Origin of the sequence: Rouxiella badensis, assembly GCF_002093665.1 — a bacterium.
Classification (GTDB): domain Bacteria; phylum Pseudomonadota; class Gammaproteobacteria; order Enterobacterales; family Enterobacteriaceae; genus Rouxiella; species Rouxiella badensis.
Window position 1 is genome coordinate 15,705 of sequence record NZ_MRWE01000026.1, and the last position, 18,800, is coordinate 34,504.

17 protein-coding genes are annotated in these 18,800 nt (G+C 53.7%); 3 read left to right on the forward strand and 14 right to left on the reverse strand.

Going from position 1 to position 18,800, the window contains the following annotated elements; translation table 11 throughout:
* Positions 1-70 precede the first annotated feature (70 nt).
* From ygaH to BS640_RS15105, 3 genes are all read right to left on the reverse strand, one after another.
* Entirely contained in the window at positions 71-415 is a 345-nt protein-coding gene (gene ygaH / locus BS640_RS15095; protein WP_017491438.1) for an L-valine transporter subunit YgaH, read from the reverse strand.
* Positions 405-1,163: an AzlC family ABC transporter permease gene (locus BS640_RS15100; RefSeq protein WP_084912861.1), complete on the reverse strand. Its 759-nt coding sequence runs from the start codon at positions 1,161-1,163 to the stop codon at positions 405-407. Before BS640_RS15100 ends, ygaH begins: the two co-directional genes overlap by 11 nt.
* Before the next feature lie 168 nt (positions 1,164-1,331).
* The gene (locus BS640_RS15105; RefSeq protein WP_017491436.1) at positions 1,332-2,531 is read right to left on the reverse strand and encodes an MFS transporter; all 1,200 of its coding nucleotides are present in this window, start codon (positions 2,529-2,531) and stop codon (positions 1,332-1,334) included.
* Between the two features lie 117 nt (positions 2,532-2,648).
* Between BS640_RS15105 and BS640_RS15110 the strand changes: the two genes are divergently transcribed.
* Complete coding sequence (locus tag BS640_RS15110) at positions 2,649-3,533, forward strand: LysR family transcriptional regulator (RefSeq protein WP_084912862.1); 885 nt, start codon at positions 2,649-2,651, stop codon at positions 3,531-3,533.
* 82 nt (positions 3,534-3,615) lie between these two features.
* Here the strand turns inward: BS640_RS15110 and proX (BS640_RS15115) are convergent, their stop codons facing one another.
* The 6 genes from proX (BS640_RS15115) to BS640_RS15140 all read right to left on the reverse strand — a co-directional run bounded on the left by proX (BS640_RS15115) (position 3,616) and on the right by BS640_RS15140 (position 10,929).
* Positions 3,616-4,611 carry a glycine betaine/L-proline ABC transporter substrate-binding protein ProX gene (proX, locus tag BS640_RS15115; RefSeq protein ID WP_084912876.1) on the reverse strand — a complete coding sequence of 332 codons (996 nt, stop codon included), beginning with the start codon at positions 4,609-4,611 and terminating at the stop codon, positions 3,616-3,618.
* Positions 4,612-4,629: 18 nt separating this feature from the next.
* Positions 4,630-5,646: a glycine betaine/L-proline ABC transporter substrate-binding protein ProX gene (gene proX, locus BS640_RS15120; RefSeq protein WP_017491433.1), complete on the reverse strand. Its 1,017-nt coding sequence runs from the start codon at positions 5,644-5,646 to the stop codon at positions 4,630-4,632.
* A gap of 11 nt (positions 5,647-5,657) precedes the next feature.
* On the reverse strand, positions 5,658-6,848 hold the full coding sequence (gene proW, locus BS640_RS15125; protein WP_017491432.1) for a glycine betaine/L-proline ABC transporter permease ProW: 1,191 nt from the start codon (positions 6,846-6,848) through the stop codon (positions 5,658-5,660).
* Entirely contained in the window at positions 6,845-8,044 is a 1,200-nt protein-coding gene (gene proV, locus BS640_RS15130) for a glycine betaine/L-proline ABC transporter ATP-binding protein ProV (protein WP_017491431.1), read from the reverse strand. The genes proW and proV overlap by 4 nt, the downstream gene beginning before the upstream one ends.
* A gap of 519 nt (positions 8,045-8,563) precedes the next feature.
* Positions 8,564-9,280, reverse strand: coding sequence for a response regulator (locus tag BS640_RS15135; protein WP_017491430.1), 717 nt, complete (start codon positions 9,278-9,280; stop codon positions 8,564-8,566).
* On the reverse strand, positions 9,277-10,929 hold the full coding sequence (locus BS640_RS15140) for an ATP-binding protein (protein WP_084912863.1): 1,653 nt from the start codon (positions 10,927-10,929) through the stop codon (positions 9,277-9,279). Before BS640_RS15140 ends, BS640_RS15135 begins: the two co-directional genes overlap by 4 nt.
* A 203-nt stretch (positions 10,930-11,132) precedes the next feature.
* Here BS640_RS15140 and BS640_RS15145 point away from each other — a divergent pair, with 203 nt between their 5' ends.
* Positions 11,133-12,524 (forward strand): 2-hydroxycarboxylate transporter family protein, encoded by a 1,392-nt coding sequence (locus BS640_RS15145; RefSeq protein WP_017491427.1) that lies wholly within the window; start codon positions 11,133-11,135, stop codon positions 12,522-12,524.
* Between the two features lie 258 nt (positions 12,525-12,782).
* Here the strand turns inward: BS640_RS15145 and nrdF are convergent, their stop codons facing one another.
* The 5 genes from nrdF to BS640_RS15170 form a co-directional block, all read right to left on the reverse strand.
* Positions 12,783-13,766 carry a class 1b ribonucleoside-diphosphate reductase subunit beta gene (gene nrdF / locus BS640_RS15150; RefSeq protein WP_017491426.1) on the reverse strand — a complete coding sequence of 328 codons (984 nt, stop codon included), beginning with the start codon at positions 13,764-13,766 and terminating at the stop codon, positions 12,783-12,785.
* Between the two features lie 24 nt (positions 13,767-13,790).
* Entirely contained in the window at positions 13,791-15,941 is a 2,151-nt protein-coding gene (gene nrdE, locus BS640_RS15155) for a class 1b ribonucleoside-diphosphate reductase subunit alpha (protein WP_017491425.1), read from the reverse strand.
* Positions 15,923-16,327, reverse strand: a complete 405-nt coding sequence (gene nrdI, locus BS640_RS15160) for a class Ib ribonucleoside-diphosphate reductase assembly flavoprotein NrdI (RefSeq protein ID WP_017491424.1) — start codon at positions 16,325-16,327, stop codon at positions 15,923-15,925. Before nrdI ends, nrdE begins: the two co-directional genes overlap by 19 nt.
* 8 nt (positions 16,328-16,335) lie before the next feature.
* Positions 16,336-16,575 carry a glutaredoxin-like protein NrdH gene (gene nrdH / locus BS640_RS15165; RefSeq protein ID WP_017491423.1) on the reverse strand — a complete coding sequence of 80 codons (240 nt, stop codon included), beginning with the start codon at positions 16,573-16,575 and terminating at the stop codon, positions 16,336-16,338.
* A 383-nt stretch (positions 16,576-16,958) separates the two neighbouring features.
* Positions 16,959-17,267 carry a DUF883 family protein gene (locus BS640_RS15170; RefSeq protein WP_017491422.1) on the reverse strand — a complete coding sequence of 103 codons (309 nt, stop codon included), beginning with the start codon at positions 17,265-17,267 and terminating at the stop codon, positions 16,959-16,961.
* Between the two features lie 333 nt (positions 17,268-17,600).
* On the opposite strand from BS640_RS15170, the gene BS640_RS15175 reads away from it, so the two are divergent.
* Positions 17,601-18,797, forward strand: coding sequence for an MFS transporter (locus BS640_RS15175; protein ID WP_017491421.1), 1,197 nt, complete (start codon positions 17,601-17,603; stop codon positions 18,795-18,797).
* The last annotated feature ends 3 nt before the right edge of the window (positions 18,798-18,800 follow it).

Here is an 18,800-nt window from a genome sequence, read left to right on the forward strand (position 1 = left end):
TAACGGTTGAAAGTAAAACTTTTTTTTTCCGGCGAACAGGGTGAATTTGCCCGCCTTTTTGACACAATCTTTATCCGGAAATAAGCATCACCTTGAAAACCAACCCGTAAATGACGGCGCCGGTGAGCGTGGCAAAGATGATGCTTTTGCTGCGCCAGAAGGTCAGCGCCAGCACCACAAATCCTGCCAGCGTCGGCAGCAGTTTCTGGCTGTCGCGCAGGATCTCCGGCGTGCTTGATACCACGAGCAGCGCACAGATAGAGGCGATCCCAATACTGTCCAGCATTCGATTAATCCAGGCTGGACGATGCGACGTGTCTTTTTTTCGCACGCCGCCCAGGCGCAGCGGGAGGTAGCGGAACAGGTAATTCGCCGTCCCCACCACCAAACAAACGAGAATGACTTCAGCTTTCATTGTTGAGGTTCCTGACCGCGTGGACATGGGCTGGTTTTTTCAACGATGCCAGACAGCCCCCACCTATGCCGCAGAGGATAGCGACCGGGATGGAATAAAACAGGAGACCGCCCAGCGCACCGACCATCGAGGCAATAAACACCAGGCTATGCTGACGTCTGAAAGCCGCCAGAAGGAAGCTCAGAAAGAGCGCCGGCAGCATAAAGGACAGTGACGCCTCAATGGCCGGATAAGCCTCAAGCGGGCCGTCGGCAAACAGCGTGCCCACGCCGGTGCCGAACACCCAGGAAATCCATGAGGTCAGTGCGAGGCCGCACATCCAGTTTGCGCTCCAGCTCCGCTTGTTGCGGATGAGCTTAGTTGTCGCCGCGGCAAAAACTTCATCGGTCAAGCCAAAGGCCCAGACTTTGGTCTTGGAACCTTGAATCCGCGAGCCCAAACGATTGCGCAAAGATGGGCCATAAAGGACGTGTCTGACGTCCATGGCCATCACGGTGAGGGCAGAAACCCACAGGGACATTCCAGCGCTCAGCAGCGCAGTAATCACAAACTGGCTGGCACCGGCATAAATCAGGATGGAAAAAAGCAAACTTTCGAGCGGGGTAAAACCATGTTTTACCGCACTTAGCCCAAAGGCAAAAGCGACGGGGAGATAGCCAATGACTATCGGCAAGCTATCAAAGACACCTTGAACAAACGTTGACTCTTCGGGTGCCGAAGCCATTTCTGGGTCTGTGTTGCTGTGCATAAGAATTTTATTGCTAAATAAAAGCAGGATGTTTCGTTAGCGTATAATTTATTGAAAAAATAATATCAGACTGTTAGTACTCTTTATACCCTTTGGTTCAAAAAAAATTTCACTAATAACTATTCGCATGCTAATCAGGGGCGTGATCATCACGCCCGAAACACTTTCTCAGCCGAATCTGTGCTTGTGTCCAAACAGCCAGACGACCAGATTGATGACGCAAAAAATGGCACCGGCTGTACAGACGCCGTACCATCCTGCCGCCTGAAACGCCGCCGCTGAGACGACCGAACCTGCCGCACCGCCAATGAAATAGCTGGTCATATAACCCGCCGTCAGGCGATTACGCGCCTCGGGCATCAGTTTATAAATGACGCTTTGATTGGTGATATGCACTCCCTGCACGCAGAGGTCGAGCACGATAATGCCCAGTATCAGCGAGATGATGGAGTGCTGGCCGTAAGCCACGGCAGACCACGAGAGCAGCAGCAGGACCAGGCCACAGGTGGTCGTCAGCTGAGCTTTGCCTTTATCGGCAAGATGCCCAGCACGGGTGGCGGCCAGCGCACCCGCCGCCCCGACCAGACCAAACAGCCCAATCACACCCTCGGAATAGCCGTAGCTCGGCCCAGCCAGTAGAAACGCCATCGAGGTCCACAGTGCGCTGAAGTTGGCGAAGATAAACATGCCGATAAGCGCGCGGGTACGCAGCACCGGCGTGAAGAAGAACAGGGTAAAGATAGACTTCATTAACTGGAGGTAGTTGAGGTGAGTATTCTGCTTGTGCTGCGGCAGTACGCGCCACAGGACTGCGGACATAATCACCATCAGCACGCTGGCGACCCAGTATACGGTGCGCCAACCGCCAAGTGCCGCTAGAAGGCCGGAGACGGTGCGGGCCAGAAGAATACCCAGCAGCAGGCCGGACATGATCATGCCGACAATCTTACCGCGCCGCGCGGGTTCGGCCAGCGTGGCGGCAAGCGGAACCAGTACCTGCGCAACGACAGAAAACAGTCCGGTCAGGGCTGTACCGACCAGCATCATGGAGATTGACGTCGAGTTGGCGGTAATCAGCAGTCCGGCCGCCGAGAGCAGGGTCATAACGACAATCATGCTGCGACGCTCAAACATATCGCCGAGTGGCACCAGGAACAGTAGCCCGAAGGCGTAACCGAGCTGGGCGGTAGTCACGATAAATCCGGCCTGATTGACCGAAAGATGAAAGGCTCGGGCGATGGTTTCCAGCAGAGGCTGGGCATAATAGTTGCTTGCTGCCGCAAGCCCGGTGGCAACAGCCATAAGCAGGATAAGACCCGGACTCAATACCGCTTGCTGCTGAGCAGAAGAATGGGTTGAAGTTGTCATAGAATTCATTTCTTTTATGGGGAAGATTTTAAGGATTACGCGAGGAGTATCTGTTAATTAAAAATAATAAACCAATGTATAATTATCATCTCAACTATCTCGTTTTGAGATGAATAAATGAATTTAAAGCAGATCCGCTTTGCCTTGGCCGTTGCTCAGGAACAGAACTTCACCCGAGCCGCAAAGCGCTGTCACACCGTACAATCCGCATTGAGTCACCAAATAGCCAAGCTCGAAGAGGAGTTAGGCAGCCCGTTATTCGAACGCACCTCCAGACAGGTCGAGCTTACCGCCGCAGGGCGAGCCTTTTTGGCGCCGGCCGAGCAGTGGCTGGCCGCGCATAATCATTTGCTGGATACCATGGAAGCGTTGAAAGGTGAGATAGGTGGCACCCTAACGGTAGGAACGATATCTACGCTGAATACGATTGACCTCATTGGGCAGCTTGCGCGTTTTAATCAGCGCTATCCCTTGGTGAATATTCGTTTATACGTCGCGATGAGCGAAAAACTGCTGGAGGATGTTCAGCAAGCGCGAACCGATGTGGCGTTTGTTGGGCTATGGCCCGGCGATAAGGAGGCGCTGGCAATGCCGCATAAGCTGTTGACCGACGAGCCGTTGGTGGCCATGGTGAGTCGCGATCACCCGTTTGCCGGTCGTGAACGTCTGCGCCTGTCTGAATTGTCCCAGGTACCTTTAGTCGATTTTTATCAGGGTTCCGGTGCCAGACGACAAACCGACAAGGCTTTTTTTTCCGAGGGCATAACGCGGCACGTCAGTTTTGAAATCGATCACATTGAGTGGCTGGAAAATATCGTCCGTAAATCGCTGGCTGCGGGGATAGTGCCGCTGTCGACGGCGGAACACGCCAGGGGATTGGTCTCGATCCCGATAGACAGCGCTATCCGACGCCAGGTATTTTGCGTCTGGCAACAAAGTTTGTCGGCCGTCGCCGAGCGGTTTATGGCTTTCTCCGAGGAGGAGTTCAGAGTCAGCCCCTAGCTTTGCCTGGTAGAGCCCAATAAAAAGGGGCAACAGAAAATTTCGTTGCCCCTTTTTCCCCACCATCAGATGCCGTTAAGCGTTATTTTGCTGCGGCAGCGGCCTCTTGAATCCAACCGTCGAAAATAGCCTGGTGAGCCTTGATCCAGCCGTTGGTCTGCGCCTCGATGTCAGCCTCTGAGCTTTGACCGTTGTGCATTGCCGCATTCTGCGCATTAATATCGGCCAGTGGCAGCTTCATGATGGCGAACAGCTTCGCGGCAGCCGGGTTAGCCTGCGCCCACTTGAGGTTAGCCACGATGTGCATGGTACTCACCGGGAAGCCATAGTTGCGGCCGTCAGGCAGTTTGGTATCGGCATTTTTGTCGCCCGGAATAACCGAGAACGGCACCTGTAACCAAACGGTATCTTTGCCTGGCACCAGTACGTTGCTGACCCAGTACGGCGTCCAGGTGTAGTAGAAGATAGGCTTACCTTCTTTATAGCGGGTAATGGTGTCAGCAATCATCGCTGAGTAGTTACCCTGATTGTGCTGCACGGTGTCGGTCAGGCCGTAGTCTTTAATCTGCTCGTTCAGCGCCGCCTCACAGCCCCAGCCCGGCGTACAACCGGTCAGGTCGGCCTTGCCATCACCGTTGGTGTCGAACAGCTTGGCGATTTTGGGATCTTTAAACTGGCTGATGTTGGTAATGTGATATTTCTGGGCGGTTTTTTTATCTATTAGATAGCCCTGTGCCGCGCCGGTCACGTAAGTGCCTTCGCGGTAGAACTTCTGCTTGCCACCGGCCGCGTTAAACATGTTGTCATGCAGCGGTGCCCAGTTGGCGGCCATAAAGGTGCCGTCGCCTTCTGCAATGGTGGTGTAACCGACGTTATAATCCACTTCACGGATAGGCTGAACGGTATAACCGAGTTTTTCCAACGCTTTATCGACCAGCAGAGTCTGGAAAGTCTCTTCGCTGATGGTGCTTTGGATAGGCGTCACGGTGACGCCTTTGCCCGGAAGGTCAGCCGCAAAAGCGGACGCAGAACCCAGAGTGCTCAGAGCGGCTATCGCCCAAAGAGTCTTTATCTTCATCATTATTGTTATCCCTGATTATTTATTCGCCGCGGCTTTGGCTTCGTCGAGCCAGCCGTTGTAGGTCGCCTGATGCGCTGTAATCCAGCCACTTACCTGGTCTTGAATATCTTGGGCGGAAGATTCGCCGTTGTGCATGCTCAGGTTCTGGGCATTAACGTCCGCCAGCGGCAGCTTCATCACCGCAAACAGCTTCGCGGCGGCCGGATTGGCGGCGGCCCACTGTTTGTTGGCCACAATATGCTCGTTATTAACCGGGAAACCGTAGTTCTTGCCGTTAGGCAGCGTGGTATCGAGATTTTTTTGTGAACCCGTATTGGCCGAGAACGGCACCGTCAGCCAGAGCACATCCTTGCCCGGTTTCAGCACGTTGCTGACCCAGTAAGGCGTCCAGGTGTAATACAGCACCGGCTTGCCCTGACGATAGCGGGTCAGGGTATCGGCCATGATTGCCGCGTAGTTGCCGGAGTTTTGCTGCACGGTATTGCTCAGGCCGTAGGCTTTGAGCTGTGCATCGATAACCTCGCCGCAGCCCCATCCCGGCTCACAGCCGGTCAGGTCCGCTTTGCCGTCGCCGTTGTCGTCGAACAGCTTGGCGAGCTTAGGATCTTTCAGCTGCGACAGGTCGTGGATGTGGTACTTTTCGGCGGTTTTCTTGTCGATCAAATACCCCTGCGCCGCGCCGCTGATGTAAGTGCCTTCACGGTAGAACTTCTGGTTGCCACCGGCTGCGTTAAACATGTCGGTCTGTAGCGGATCCCAGTTAACGGCCATGTAGGTCGAGTCACCGCTGGCGATGGTGGTGTAGGCAACGTTGTAATCCACCTCGCTGGTGGGCTGCACGTCGTAACCCAGCGCTTTCAGCGCACGATTCACCAGTTCAGTTTGGAAAGATTCTTCGGCAATGGTGCTTTGCAGCGGTTTCACTACTACGCCTTTGCCCGGCAGGTCGGCCGCCATGGCCTGGCTGCCGAGAAGGGCGGTTAACGTCAGGGCCAGCAGGCCGCCGTGGCGTAATTTTTTTGAATGATTCATCGCTACGATCCTCAGGCTTTTTTAGTGAAAGGTTTGGTGACCAGACCGATTGGGCCATGAGTGAACCAGCGATGGCCGCCTTTACTGCGACGGTCACGGCCTAATGCCTGAGTCAGGCGGTCCAGAATAATCGCCAGAATAACGATCCCGACACCGCCGATAGACGCAAGGCCCATATCCAGACGACCGATACCGCGCAGCACCATCTGACCCAGACCGCCTACGGCGATCATCGAAGCGATAACTACCATCGACAGCGCCAGCATCAGCGTCTGATTGATCCCAGCCATAATGGTCGGCATTGCCAGCGGCAGCTGAACCTTGAACAGCATCTGGCTCGGGCTTGAACCGAAGGATTCTGCCGCTTCAATCAGATCTTCGGGCACCTGATTGATGCCCAGAATTGTCAGACGCACGATAGGCGGCAGCGCAAAGATAATGGTGACGACCACGCCCGGCACGTTACCGATACCAAACAGCATGACTATCGGCACCAGATACACGAACGCCGGTGTCGTCTGCATGGCGTCGAGCAGTGGGCGGATAATCTTGGCCGCACCTTTGCTGCGCGCCAGCCATATTCCGAGCGGCAGACCTATCAATACGCAGAAGAACAGTGAGGTTAGCACCAGCGCCAGCGTGACCATGGCCTGAGACCAGGCACCGATCGCGCCTATCAACACCAGAGAAACCAGCGTGGTCGCACCCATGCCAAAACCGGCCATCTGCCAGGCGATCAGCGCAAAGATGACGATCGCGATCGGGGCGGGCAGCGACTCGAGGCCGTGCTGAAAGCCACTCAATACAAAATCGACCGGGACACGTATCCCCTGGAAGAGCGGGCGGAAGTGCGCAACAAGCCAGTCGATCCCGTCGGTTACCCAGCGGTCGAGCGGGATAAGCGTGTTGTGGAAAGGATCCAAAATATTAAAGTGCTGATGCTGCTCTGGCGCGACGTTCAGCCAGCTGTCGCTGCTCTGAGCCGCGGCGTGATGGCCTGCGTCCGGCGTGCTGGTGGTAGCACCGCTGTTGTCGGCGTCCCAGGGGTCAGTCGCCGCGGAGTCGGCCGGCGCAGCGCTCTGGGTTGCCGCATCGCTGCTGCCAGCAGCCCAAGGATCGCTGGCGGCGTCTGCGGCCTGTGCCGCCTGCGCATGTTGAACTATCGTACTGTTATTCAATGAATTAATAATTTGCTGTGTCATTCTGTTGCCCCCTCTTTATCCAACGCCTGAAGCAGCATGGCCTTGGAAATAATTCCGATATAGTTATTCTCCTCGCAGACCACAGGCACCGCACACGGTGCAGCGGCAACCTGTGAGATAAGCTCGCTGAGCGGCATGTCTGCCGGTACCGGCGCCGGTAATTCCAGCAGGGCACTTTCCAGCGGCTGATTTTCCTTTAGTGCACGTTTCAGAGAATCTGCCGACACAACGCCGATAAATTTCTGTCCGCGTTCAAGGACATAACCATATTCACGGTCTTCATCTTCGAGCAGCTTGAGGGCAGCACGAGGGCCAAAACCAGGGGTCTTACGGATGAGCGTCACCGGACGACGACGGGCGATGTCTTTGGCGCTGAATACCTGACTGATATCTACACCGCGGAAGAAGGTGCGCACATAGTCGTTGGCCGGATTGTTGAGGATTTCCTCCGGCGTGCCGACCTGCACCACTTCGCCGCCCTGCATAATGGCGATACGGTCGCCGATACGCATGGCTTCGTCGAGATCGTGGGAAATAAACACGATCGTACGTTGATGTTTTGACTGTAGTTTGACCAGCTCATCTTGCATCTCGGTGCGGATGAGCGGGTCGAGGGCAGAGAACGCCTCATCCATCAGCAGAATGTCGGGATTGTTAGCCATCGCACGGGCAAGGCCGACACGCTGACGCATACCGCCGGAAAGTTCGTCGGGATAGGAGTGGGCATAGCTTTCGAGACCGACCTGACGTAGCGCATCAAGCGCCTTCTCGTTGCGCTCGCTGACCGGAATCCCGGCAAGCTCCATCCCGAAGGCGGTATTGTTGAGCACGGTGAGGTGAGGCATCAGGGCAAAGGACTGGAAGACCATGCTGATTTTGCTTCTGCGCACCTGGCGCAGCTTGGCGTCGGAAATTTTGGCAATATCTTCGCCGTCAATCAGCACTTCGCCACGGGTTGGTTCTATCAGACGATTGAGAAGGCGTACCATGGTGGATTTTCCGGAGCCGGAAAGCCCCATGATGACAAAAATCTCGCCTTCTTCAATGGCCAGACTGGCGTTTTTCACACCAAGTGACAGACCCGTTTTTGCAAATATTTCTTCTTTTCCCTTACCCGCATCAATCAGCTTAAAGGCTCGCTCAGGTTGCTCGCCGAAGACTTTATATAAGTTCTTAACTTCGATTTTAATTGCCATGCAATTTTTCGTTTCCTTGGTCGTATTTTAAATACTGTTATTTGAATGAGTGTGATAGAAATTTCCTGTTAACGGAATATGGTGCGGCTTATACCCTAACACACTTAGAATCTGAGACAAGTCTCATGGTTTCCAGCTGGGTAATTAGGAAAGGTCTGATTATTCCCCGCATTTTCGCGCTGAGGCCTTGTCGGTTAAGGGATATTTGCGTGGGGCGTTGGTTAATTATTATTTGTCATATTTATAGTGTGAATTGAGTTGGCGCTATTAATTTACGTTGCGGATTTTAATTGTTATTAACAATTTAAATTATTGATTTTGTTGTTTTTATTTTTAAAATTTGGCCAGAGATTTTTACAGTGTAAATAAAAGTGATTCCCCCTATTTCATCCTTTTTATGATTTTCAGAAATTAACGGGGAAATAGGCCATTTTATGGCGGGTTGACCGAGGGGAATTAGGCTGCTTGAGAGGCAAAAATACGCGGAAAACTCGGTGCGATCTCGGTGAAAATACGCCGCTATTCGGCGGCGTTTTCGGCGTGATTAGCTTTGCGATACAGGCGTCTTGGATGGCCGATATTTCCATACTGCATCTCGACCATAATGAACGCCGTTTCGACACAATATTCGAGATATCGGCGGCCCGTAGTTTTGCTGATCCCGACCTGTTCAACCACCTGATCGACCGACCAGTTACGCTCCGGCTGGCGAATGAAAACCTGCTTGATCAGTTCGAGGGTATTAGGCTCGATGCCCTTGGCCAACGGGGCTTCTGGCTGTTCACTGCCCGGCAGATTAAAGAGCTTGTCGAGACTCTGCTGGTCGAGCGTGGTCACGTTGCGCAGCGTCTGCGCCAGCTGCATAAAACGGGTGAGCGAACTCTGCAAGCGGTGAAACGAAACCGGCTTGATAATGTAGTCGAACGCCCCCGCGCGCATCGCCTGGCTACAGGTCGTCATGTCGCTGGCGGCGGTGATGAAAATCACCGAGCAGTCAATGCTCTTAAGCAACGATGAGTTGATAAGCTCGATGCCCTGACCGTCGGGCAAGAAATTGTCCAGCAACACCAGCCTTGGCCGGTATAGCTCCAGTAGCCTTCTGGCCTGTGCCAGCGTCGGGGCAATGCCCACCACCCGCAGGTTGAAGTTTTGCTCGATAAACTCACGGTGCAGCAGGCCGAGGTGGCTTTCGTCCTCAACAATTAATACATCCATGACGCTATAGTTATTGTTCATAGTGCTTTCTTGAAAGTAGGTGGCTGGTCATCGTTTATGAAAGGGATGAAGACCGTAAACACGGTGCCCTGTGGCCGATTATCGGAGATTTCAATCATCCCCTGCGCCTGACGGACATAACTCGCTACCACATAAAGCCCGATGCCATGTTCGCTGCCGGTGTGCTCAGAATGGCTTACAGGCTTGCTGCTGACGCCTTGTTCGAACAGGCGGGCGCGGATGTCGGCGTCGATTCCGCCACCGCTGTCCGCGACCTCAATAATCAGCTGGTCATTGCTATCGGTCAAATAAAGTTCAACCGGCGCGTGCGGCGCATCAACTTTTAAGCTGGCTTCCACCGCGTTATCAATAAGATTGCCGACTATCGACATCAGCTCGTTTTCGCCAAGCGCGGCGGGGAGGTGTGCGAGCTGACAGCCGGGATCAAAGTCCAGCTCGATGCCCTTTTCCTTGGCGCTGACGTATTTGCCGAGCAGCAGACCGCACAGCGCGGGCGATTTGAAGCGCTGCGAGACGAAGTCCAGCACCGCTTGGGCACCCTCTGACTGCGCCTGCACGTAGCGCAGCGCTTCATCATAACGCTGCATTTGCAGCAGGCCGGCGAGGGTGGCGGTCCAGTTGAGCTGCTCGTGGCGCATGATGCGAAGGTTATCGGCGTAGCGTGTCACCTGACTCAGCTGGCTGCTCAGGGTATTAATGTCATTTTTATCACGGAAGCTAAACACCCAGCCGTGCAGCGCCGGAGGGGGCAATTCGAGCGGTACGCGGTTAACAATCACCGGACGCTGGTTGAACAGCGCCATCTCATCGTGGCGTTCTCCCGTTGCAGCCTGCGCGGTGAAGAAATCTGGCGCGGTGGCAATGGCATCAGTAATCGGTTGGCCAATGAGCTGCGCTTCCGGCTGCTCGAGCCCCAGCAACTCGCGTGCGGCACGGTTGATGGTCAGAATATTCAGCCGATCGTCGATGGCGACTACGCCCTCATAGATGGCTTCCATCAGCGCCTTTTGCTGGCGTACCAGCAAAGAGATATCACGTGGCTCAAGCCAGAACATCTGCTTTTTCAGGTTTTTGCTAAACAACCATGAGAACAGGAACAGCGCCAACAGCAGCAGCAGGCCAAACAGCAGCGCCTGCGCCAGCTGACGCAGGGTGATGTCGTTGATGTAGGAGGTGAGATAGCCCACCGAGACGATGCCAACCACCTGATTTTTTGCATTAATAATCGGCGCTTTGCTGCGCAGCGACACGCCGATTCCACCCTGTCTAATCGAGATAATGGTTTTGCCCGCCAGCACTTCGGCGTTGTCGCCCCCAACCATCGGATGATTGACGCTCTGCGGCTGACTCGAGTGGTAGAGATGAATCTCGTGGCTGTCGCCAATTACGATATAGCTGGCGTCGCTGTGCTGGCTCAGCGGGGTAATAAGACGCGAGATGCCAGCCGTATCCTTTGCCTCGACCAGCGCTGGCAGGTTGGGGATCAGCGCAATCTCGCTGGCCTGAACCTTGGCTCGATTGCCTAAGTCGCGGTGCATCTGTCGGTCAACAATGTGAAACAGAAATGCACCGAGCACCATCAGGAGCACGCAGGAAAAGGCCACCAGGCAGAGGAATAATTTTATTTGAAAACTGAACTTCGCGCGCATCTGCCTGACTCGATATTTTAGGGGAACGGGTCTTTTTACTAAAAAAACAGGAATGATTATACGATTATTAACATTAACTCCATAAAAACCATAAGAACCTTTAACACTGCGGTTTTAATTTGAATACTGTCACAGCTCCGCAGGTCGCCGATTTCTATCCTCTCTTTCTAAGACCAACAAGAATGAAGAAAGAGGACCTTGTTATGAGCACAACAGACGATTCCTACATTGTCGTAAAGGAAAAAGATCCCGTGGCAAAGGAGCTCGCCGCTGCCCGCCAATTGGTGAGTCAAACCGCCCTGCGCGACAAATGGTGGCGCGTGCTGGACAACTACAAGGTCGGTATCATCCCACTGCCGTTCTTTCTTCTTGCCGGCGTACTCATTCTGCTCGACTGCCTGAGCGGTAAACTGCCGAGCGACATCGTGGTAATGGTCGCGACGCTGGCGTTCTTCGGCTTTGCCTGCGGAGAATTTGGCAAACGTCTGCCGCTACTCGGTAAACTCGGTGCAGCCGCGATTTGCGCCACCTTTATCCCTTCCGCGATGGTGCACTACGGCCTGCTGCCCGACGTTGTCGTCGAATCAACCACCAAGTTCTATAAATCAACCAATATCCTCTACCTTTATATCTGCTGCATTATCGTGGGTAGCATCATGAGCATGAACCGCCAGGCGCTGATCCAGGGCTTCTTGCGGATCTTTGTGCCGATGCTGTGCGGTGAAATCGTCGGCATGCTGGTGGGAATGGGCGTGGGTATGGCGATGGGGTTGCCGCCGTTCCAGATCTTCTTCTTCCTGATCCTGCCTATCATGGCCGGGGGCGTGGGTGAGGGGGCGATCCCACTGTCGATGGGTTATGCGGCGCTGCTGCACATGGAGCAGGGTGTCGCGCTCGGCAAGATCCTGCCGATAGTGATGCTCGGCGGCCTGACGGCCATCGTGCTCGCCGGGATCCTCAACCAGCTGGGTAAACGTTTTCCGCATCTGACCGGTGAAGGTTCTCTGATGCCAGCCAAAAAAGGCGCGATTGCCAACGGTAACGACGAGTTTGAGGGAACGCCGGGCATCAACGCGCTGGCCTGCGGTGCGCTGTTGGCGATTCTGCTGTACATGGTGGGGATGCTCGGTCAGCGTCTGATTGGCCTGCCTGCGCCGGTCGGCATGCTGTTTGCGGCGGTGGCAGTCAAGCTGATGCACGGGGTGTCACCGACCATTCAGCACGGCTCGATGGCGGTCTATAAATTCTTCCGCACGGCGGTGACCTATCCGATTCTGTTTGCCGTAGGCGTGGCGATTACCCCTTGGCAGGAACTGATGGATGCCTTCACGATTCAGAATCTGGTGGTTATCATCTCGACGGTGTGCGCGCTGGTGGGCACCGGTTTCATCGTCGGTAAAAAGATTGGCATGCATCCTATCGACGTGGCTATCGTCTCCTGCTGCCAGAGCGGGCAGGGCGGCACCGGCGACGTGGCGATCCTGACCTCGGGCAACCGTATGACGCTGATGCCGTTCGCGCAGATTGCGACCCGTATCGGCGGTGCCATCAACGTCTCCGTGGGTCTGCTGGTGCTGGCCAAGTTCTTCTCCTGACCCTTAACGGTCCATCTCCGATTGTTGTCGGACGTGGACCGCGCCTCATGCCACCACCAATTTCAAATATTTCATCACCAAAGCGGGAAGGAATAACGCCGCCTAAAGATATGTCGCATAACTGCGTGGTGCCCGGGCGTACCGGTAATCATCTGATCGACGAAAAGGGCAATCAGGTAACCTACCGCGGTAAGGCCTATCGGGCCGCGTACTGGACCCGAGGAGGCTTTTTTATGAGGCTAACTGAGAAGACGAGAATTAGAAATCCCAGTCCTCGTCTTCGGTATTGACCGCTTTACCAATAACGTAAGAAGAGCCGGAACCTGAGAAGAAGTCGTGGTTTTCATCGGCGTTTGGCGATAATGCCGACAGAATTGCCGGGTTAACTTCCGCCATGCTGGCTGGGAACAGCGCCTCGTAACCCAAGTTCATCAGCGCTTTATTAGCGTTGTAATGCAGGAATTTCTTAACGTCCTCGCTCCAACCCACACCGTCATACAGCTCTTCGGTATAGCGAATTTCGTTGTCATACAGGTCCTGAATCAGGTCAAACGCCTGATCCTTAACCTGCCTTTGACGCTCCTCGCTCTCAAGTTTCAACGCCTGTTGGAATTTGTAGCCAATGTAGTAACCGTGCACCGCTTCGTCACGAATGATCAGACGAATCAGGTCGGCGGTGTTGGTCAGCTTGGCGCGGCTCGACCAGTACATTGGCAGATAGAAGCCTGAATAGAACAGGAATGACTCCAGGAACACGCTGGCGACTTTCTTCATCAACGGATCTTCGCCGTTGTAGTAAGAGAGGATAATCGCGGCCTTGTTTTGCAGCGCAACGTTTTCCTCACTCCAGCGATAAGCGTCGTCAACGTCCGAAGTCATGCACAGCGTCGAGAAAATCGAACTGTAGGAGCGTGCGTGCACCGCCTCCATGAAGCAGATATTCGAGTAAACCGCCTCCTCATGCGGGGTGACGGCGTCTTTCATCAGCGTGGGCGCGCCGACAATGTTCTGCACCGTATCGAGCAGCGTCAGGCCGGTGAACACGCGAATTGTCAGCTGCTTCTCTTTGGCGCTCAGCGTCGCCCAGGAAGGAATGTCGTTGGATAATGGGACCTTTTCCGGCAGCCAGAAATTGGAGGTCAGACGGTTCCACACCTCGAGATCTTTGTCGTCCTGGATCTTGTTCCAGTTAATGGCTTTGCTGATTGGCTGTGCCGGCAGCAGTTGTTTAACCGAGCTCATGCGATTTCCTTAAATTTGTTCCCGTTAAAGCGTGCAAGACACACAGCCCTGAACTTCGGTACCTTCCAGCGCCATCTGGCGCAGACGGATGTAATAGATAGTCTTGATGCCCTTACGCCAGGCGTAGATTTGCGCCTTGTTGATGTCGCGCGTGGTGGCGGTATCGCGGAAGAACAGTGTCAGCGACAGGCCCTGATCCACGTGCTGCGTGGCTTCGGCGTAGGTATCGATAATCTTCTCGGGACCAATCTCGTAGGCGTCCTGATAGTATTCCAGATTGTCATTGGTCATAAACGCGGCTGGATAGTAAACGCGGCCGATTTTGCCCTCTTTACGGATTTCTACCCGTGAGACAATCGGGTGAATACTTGAGGTCGAGTTATTAATGTAAGAGATAGAACCGGTCGGCGGCACCGCCTGCAGGTTCTGGTTGTACAGGCCATGCGCCATCACTGATTCTTTCAGCGCCGTCCACTCGGCAACGCCCGGCACGGCAATGCCTGCGTCGTCAAACAGCTGGCGTACGCGTTCGGTTTTCGGATGCCAGATGTCCTGCAAATACTTGTCAAAATAGCCGCCGCTGGCGTAGGTGGAGTCTTCAAAGCCTTTAAACGTCTGGCCGCGTTCGATGGCCAAGAGGTTTGATGCCCGCACCGCGTGATAGGCTACGGTATAGAAATAGAGGTTGGTGAAGTCCAGCGCTTCTGGCGAACCATAATAGATGCGTTCACGCGCCAGATAGCCGTGCAGGTTCATCTGGCCGAGACCGATGGCGTGAGAGTCATTGTTGCCTTGTTCTACCGACGGCACCGAACGGATGTTGCTCATATCGGACACGGCAGTCAGCGCGCGAATCGACATTTCAACCGTTTGGCCCAGATCCGGTGAGTCCATCGCGGCGGCGATATTCAGTGAGCCGAGGTTGCAGGAGATGTCCTTGCCGATTTTCTCGTAGGACAAGTCTTCGCCGTACACCGTCGCCGAGTTGACCTGCAAGATTTCCGAGCACAGGTTGCTCATGTTGATGCGGCCCTTGATAGGGTTGGCGCGGTTCACCGTATCCTCGAACATCATATAAGGGTAGCCGGATTCAAACTGAATCTCAGCCAACACCTGGAAGAACTCGCGGGCGTTGATTTTGGTTTTATGGATGCGCTTGTCGTTGACCATTTCGCGATACTTCTCGCTGATGCTGATTTCAGACATCGGCACACCGTAAACCTTCTCGACGTGATACGGCGAGAACAGATACATGTCTTCGTTGTTTTTCGCCAGCTCGAAGGTGATATCCGGAATAACCACGCCGAGAGACAGCGTTTTTATGCGGATCTTCTCGTCGGCGTTTTCGCGCTTGGTGTCGAGGAAACGCAGAATGTCCGGGTGGTGCGCGTTGAGATAGACCGCGCCGGCCCCCTGACGTGCACCCAGCTGATTTGCATAGGAGAAGGCGTCTTCCAGCATCTTCATAATCGGGATCACCCCCGATGACTGATTTTCGATACGCTTGATAGGCGCACCGACCTCACGGATGTTGGTCAGCATAAAGGCCACGCCACCGCCGCGTTTTGACAGCTGCAGGGCAGAGTTTACCGAGCGGCCAATCGACTCCATGTTGTCTTCGATACGCAGCAGGAAGCACGAGACCAGTTCACCGCGCTGTTTCTTGCCGCAGTTAAGGAAGGTCGGTGTCGCAGGCTGGAAACGGCCGCTGATGATTTCGTCGACCAGATGGCTGGCAAGCTTGATATCACCCTGCGCCAGCGTCATGGCGACCAGACAAACGCGGTCTTCGTAGCGTTCAAGGTAGCGCTTGCCGTCAAAGGTTTTCAGCGTGTAGCTGGTGTAATACTTGAATGCGCCCAGGAAAGTCTGGAAGCGGAATTTTTTAGCGTAAGCCTGTTTAAACAGACGCTTGGTCGATTCAAAGTCGTATTGATCGAGGACTTCAGCGTCGTAATAGCCTTCTTCGACCAGATAACGCAGCTTCTCCGCCAGATTGTGGAAGAACACCGTGTTCTGATTCACATGCTGAAGAAAATACTGACGTGCGGCCAGTCTGTCTTTGTCGAACTGAATTTTACCTTCGGCATCGAACAGATTTAACATCGCGTTAAGCGCGTGATAGTCCGGTGTGCCGACGCCCGGATCGGTGATTGCTAGTTCTGTCGCTGCCAAAATTCAGTTACTCCCTGCTTGACCTTTGCAACGTCGTCCGGTGTGCCCAGCAGTTCAAAGCGATAAAGGTAGGGGACCTTACACTTCTGCGAGACGATTTCACCGGCAATGCAGTACGCTGCGCCGAAATTAGTGTTACCCGCGGCAATAACGCCGCGAATGAGTGAACGATTGTGTTCGTCGTTGAGGAAGTGGATCACCTGTCTGGGGACTGCCCCGACCGCTGTTCCGCCGCCATAGCTGGGGACCAGCAAAATGTAGGGGCAATCCATTCGCAGTTTTTCGCCTTGAGGTGCAATCGGTATTCTGACTGCGGGCAAACCCAGTTTGCCGACAAAGCGGTGGGTGTTTTCCGACTTGCTCGAAAAATACACCAGACAGCTCATGGCCTGCCTCAGTGTGTTTCTTGCAGTTGGCGCAGCGCGGTGATTTTATCAGGACGGAAACCTGACCAGTGGTCATCACCGGCGACAATGACGGGAACTTGCTGATAACCCAGCGCACGAACCTGACCTAATGCCTGAGCGTCCTGCGTTAAATCGACAACTTGGTAATCAATGCCATGTTTATCCATAGCACGGTAAGTGGCGTTGCATTGCACGCAGTCTGGCTTGCTGTAAATGATTATGCTCATGATTCGCATTTACCTTTAGGGTAAGATGACTGAAACGTTTACGGCTTATATTCCGCGTATCTTGCAGGAGATAAGCCGTAAGATGAGTATCGAAGGGTTATCCGTATTCGATGAAAAGAATACTAGATGTAGTGGCTGTATTTATCAACCCGCCTAGATATAGGCTTTTTGCATGATTGATTACCGAACATACGGAAAAGGCCGACAGGCCGCGTGGAATCAGGCTTAGCTTTTTTTCGATTTTTTAAAGAATTTTTGTAAAGGTGAAATCGCTCACATATTAAGCTGATTGTCTTTGCCGCAATAAAAAAACGCCCCAATGCGGCATCACCTGCATTGGGGCGTTTTAACGCGAAAGATTATTTTGGCGTGGTCGAAAGGCCTTATTTACGGCCCAGTAAAACCCCTAAGACGATACCCACGGCGGCACCGACTCCGACACCGTGCCATGGATTCTCTTTCACATAATCGGTGGCCTGGCTGGCAGCGTCTCGAGCGTGCTGGGTCAAATTTGTGTTGCCGTTAAAGCGGGAACGGGCATCGCGTAATACGCCTTCTGCCTTGCCGCGAATTTTCTCCAGCTCTTCCTTGGTTTTTGAATTACCGGATTTCAATACTTCATCCAAGGTGTCAGCCAGCAAAGTAATATCTTCATCGGCATTACGTTCAAATTTCTCTGTTTTCTTAAACATTAAGCTCTCCTTGTTATGAACTCTTTTATTTTGAAGCCTGGTTTTAAGACTTGAATTAAGCATAGCCCAATATAATGCCCTGTGACCGATATCACGTGTATCTGAGTGTTTAATGCGCAATCTGAAGATGAAAATCAGCTTTTTTGTACCTTGCGCAGTGTGATTTTCTTCAGGGCTGGCGCGGGATTGCAGCCTATGGCTCAGATTTATCTGCAAAAAAGCGGCCGGTGTGACAATTGATGACATTTTTAAAACGTATTTTCATTTGCAGGGCGGAAAAACCTGTTTATGCTGTGAATTCCTCAAAACTGTGATCACCATCCAGGCCAGTCAATGTCACCCACTAAGTTCCAAACTAATTTACAGTTGAATAAACGCATACTGTCGATAGTTATTTTTACTTTCGTTTGCTATTTGAGTATCGGTTTACCGCTCGCGGTATTGCCCGGATTCGTACACGGCAAACTTGGCTTTAATTCGGTTCTCGCGGGCCTGATTATCAGCGTGCAATATTTCGCGACCCTGGCCAGCCGACCTCATGCAGGGCGTTACGCTGACCACATTGGTCCCAAGAAAGTGGTTATTTTTGGCCTTTCCTGCTGCGGAATAAGTGGCTTAATGTACGTATTCGCCTCGTTAACCACCGCTACACCGATGCTGAGCCTGATTCTGCTCTGCGTGGGCCGCGTATTTCTGGGCGTAGGGGAGAGCTTTGCCGCCACCGGCACTATCCTATGGGGCATCGGCGCAACCAATCCGATTCATACCGGACGCGTGATTTCGTGGAACGGCGTGGCCACCTACGGCGCGATGGCGGCGGGCGCGCCCTTAGGCGTCTTCCTTAACGCGCACTGGGGCCTGGTGGGGGTCGCCGTCACTATCCTGATTATTGCCGCGTTGGCGATTGCGCTGGCGAGCACCAAGCCGGCCATTACTGTCGTCACCGGTAAACGTCTGGCGTTTCGTACCGTGGTCGGCAAAATTTGGATGCACGGCCTGGGATTAGGCTTCGGCACCATCGGCTTCGGGGTAATCGCGACCTTTATCACCCTCTATTATGCCGACAAAGGCTGGTCGGGCGCGGCGTTTACGCTGACCGTCTTCAGTCTTGGATTCGTGGGTATGCGCTTGATCTTCGGGAGCAATATTGCTCGTTTCGGCGGCCTGAAAGTCTCCGTGGTGTCGTTTGTGATTGAAATCATTGGCCTGCTGATGATTTGGCACGGGCACAGCCCGTTCAGCGTTGAAATTGGCGCGTTCCTGACCGGTTCTGGCTTCTCGCTAGTGTTTCCTGCGCTCGGCGTCGAGGCGGTGAAACAGGTACCTCAGCAGAATCAGGGCACGGCGTTAGGAACCTACTCAGCGTTTCTGGATCTCGGGCTGGGCATTACCGGCCCGGTTGCCGGACTGGTTATTTCACATTTCGGTACCCCGTCTATCTATCTCGCTGCCGCCTTTATGGTCCTGCTGGCGATGCTTATTACGCTGAAGATGATGCGTGATGCGCAAATGCAAAATGACGGTCAATAAGTT

Coding starts and splice junctions, on each gene's coding strand:
- proX (WP_084912876.1), bottom strand. CDS start 4,611: ATGAAGATAAAGACTCTTTGGGCGATAGCCGCTCTGAGCACTCTGGGT.
- proV (WP_017491431.1), bottom strand. CDS start 8,044: ATGGCAATTAAAATCGAAGTTAAGAACTTATATAAAGTCTTCGGCGAG.
- nrdI (WP_017491424.1), bottom strand. CDS start 16,327: ATGAGCTGTCTGGTGTATTTTTCGAGCAAGTCGGAAAACACCCACCGC.
- BS640_RS15145 (WP_017491427.1), top strand. CDS start 11,133: ATGAGCACAACAGACGATTCCTACATTGTCGTAAAGGAAAAAGATCCC.
- BS640_RS15110 (WP_084912862.1), top strand. CDS start 2,649: ATGAATTTAAAGCAGATCCGCTTTGCCTTGGCCGTTGCTCAGGAACAG.
- BS640_RS15100 (WP_084912861.1), bottom strand. CDS start 1,163: ATGCACAGCAACACAGACCCAGAAATGGCTTCGGCACCCGAAGAGTCA.
- BS640_RS15170 (WP_017491422.1), bottom strand. CDS start 17,267: ATGTTTAAGAAAACAGAGAAATTTGAACGTAATGCCGATGAAGATATT.
- BS640_RS15175 (WP_017491421.1), top strand. CDS start 17,601: ATGTCACCCACTAAGTTCCAAACTAATTTACAGTTGAATAAACGCATA.
- proX (WP_017491433.1), bottom strand. CDS start 5,646: ATGAATCATTCAAAAAAATTACGCCACGGCGGCCTGCTGGCCCTGACG.
- ygaH (WP_017491438.1), bottom strand. CDS start 415: ATGAAAGCTGAAGTCATTCTCGTTTGTTTGGTGGTGGGGACGGCGAAT.
- proW (WP_017491432.1), bottom strand. CDS start 6,848: ATGACACAGCAAATTATTAATTCATTGAATAACAGTACGATAGTTCAA.
- BS640_RS15105 (WP_017491436.1), bottom strand. CDS start 2,531: ATGACAACTTCAACCCATTCTTCTGCTCAGCAGCAAGCGGTATTGAGT.
- BS640_RS15135 (WP_017491430.1), bottom strand. CDS start 9,280: ATGAACAATAACTATAGCGTCATGGATGTATTAATTGTTGAGGACGAA.
- nrdH (WP_017491423.1), bottom strand. CDS start 16,575: ATGAGCATAATCATTTACAGCAAGCCAGACTGCGTGCAATGCAACGCC.
- nrdF (WP_017491426.1), bottom strand. CDS start 13,766: ATGAGCTCGGTTAAACAACTGCTGCCGGCACAGCCAATCAGCAAAGCC.
- BS640_RS15140 (WP_084912863.1), bottom strand. CDS start 10,929: ATGCGCGCGAAGTTCAGTTTTCAAATAAAATTATTCCTCTGCCTGGTG.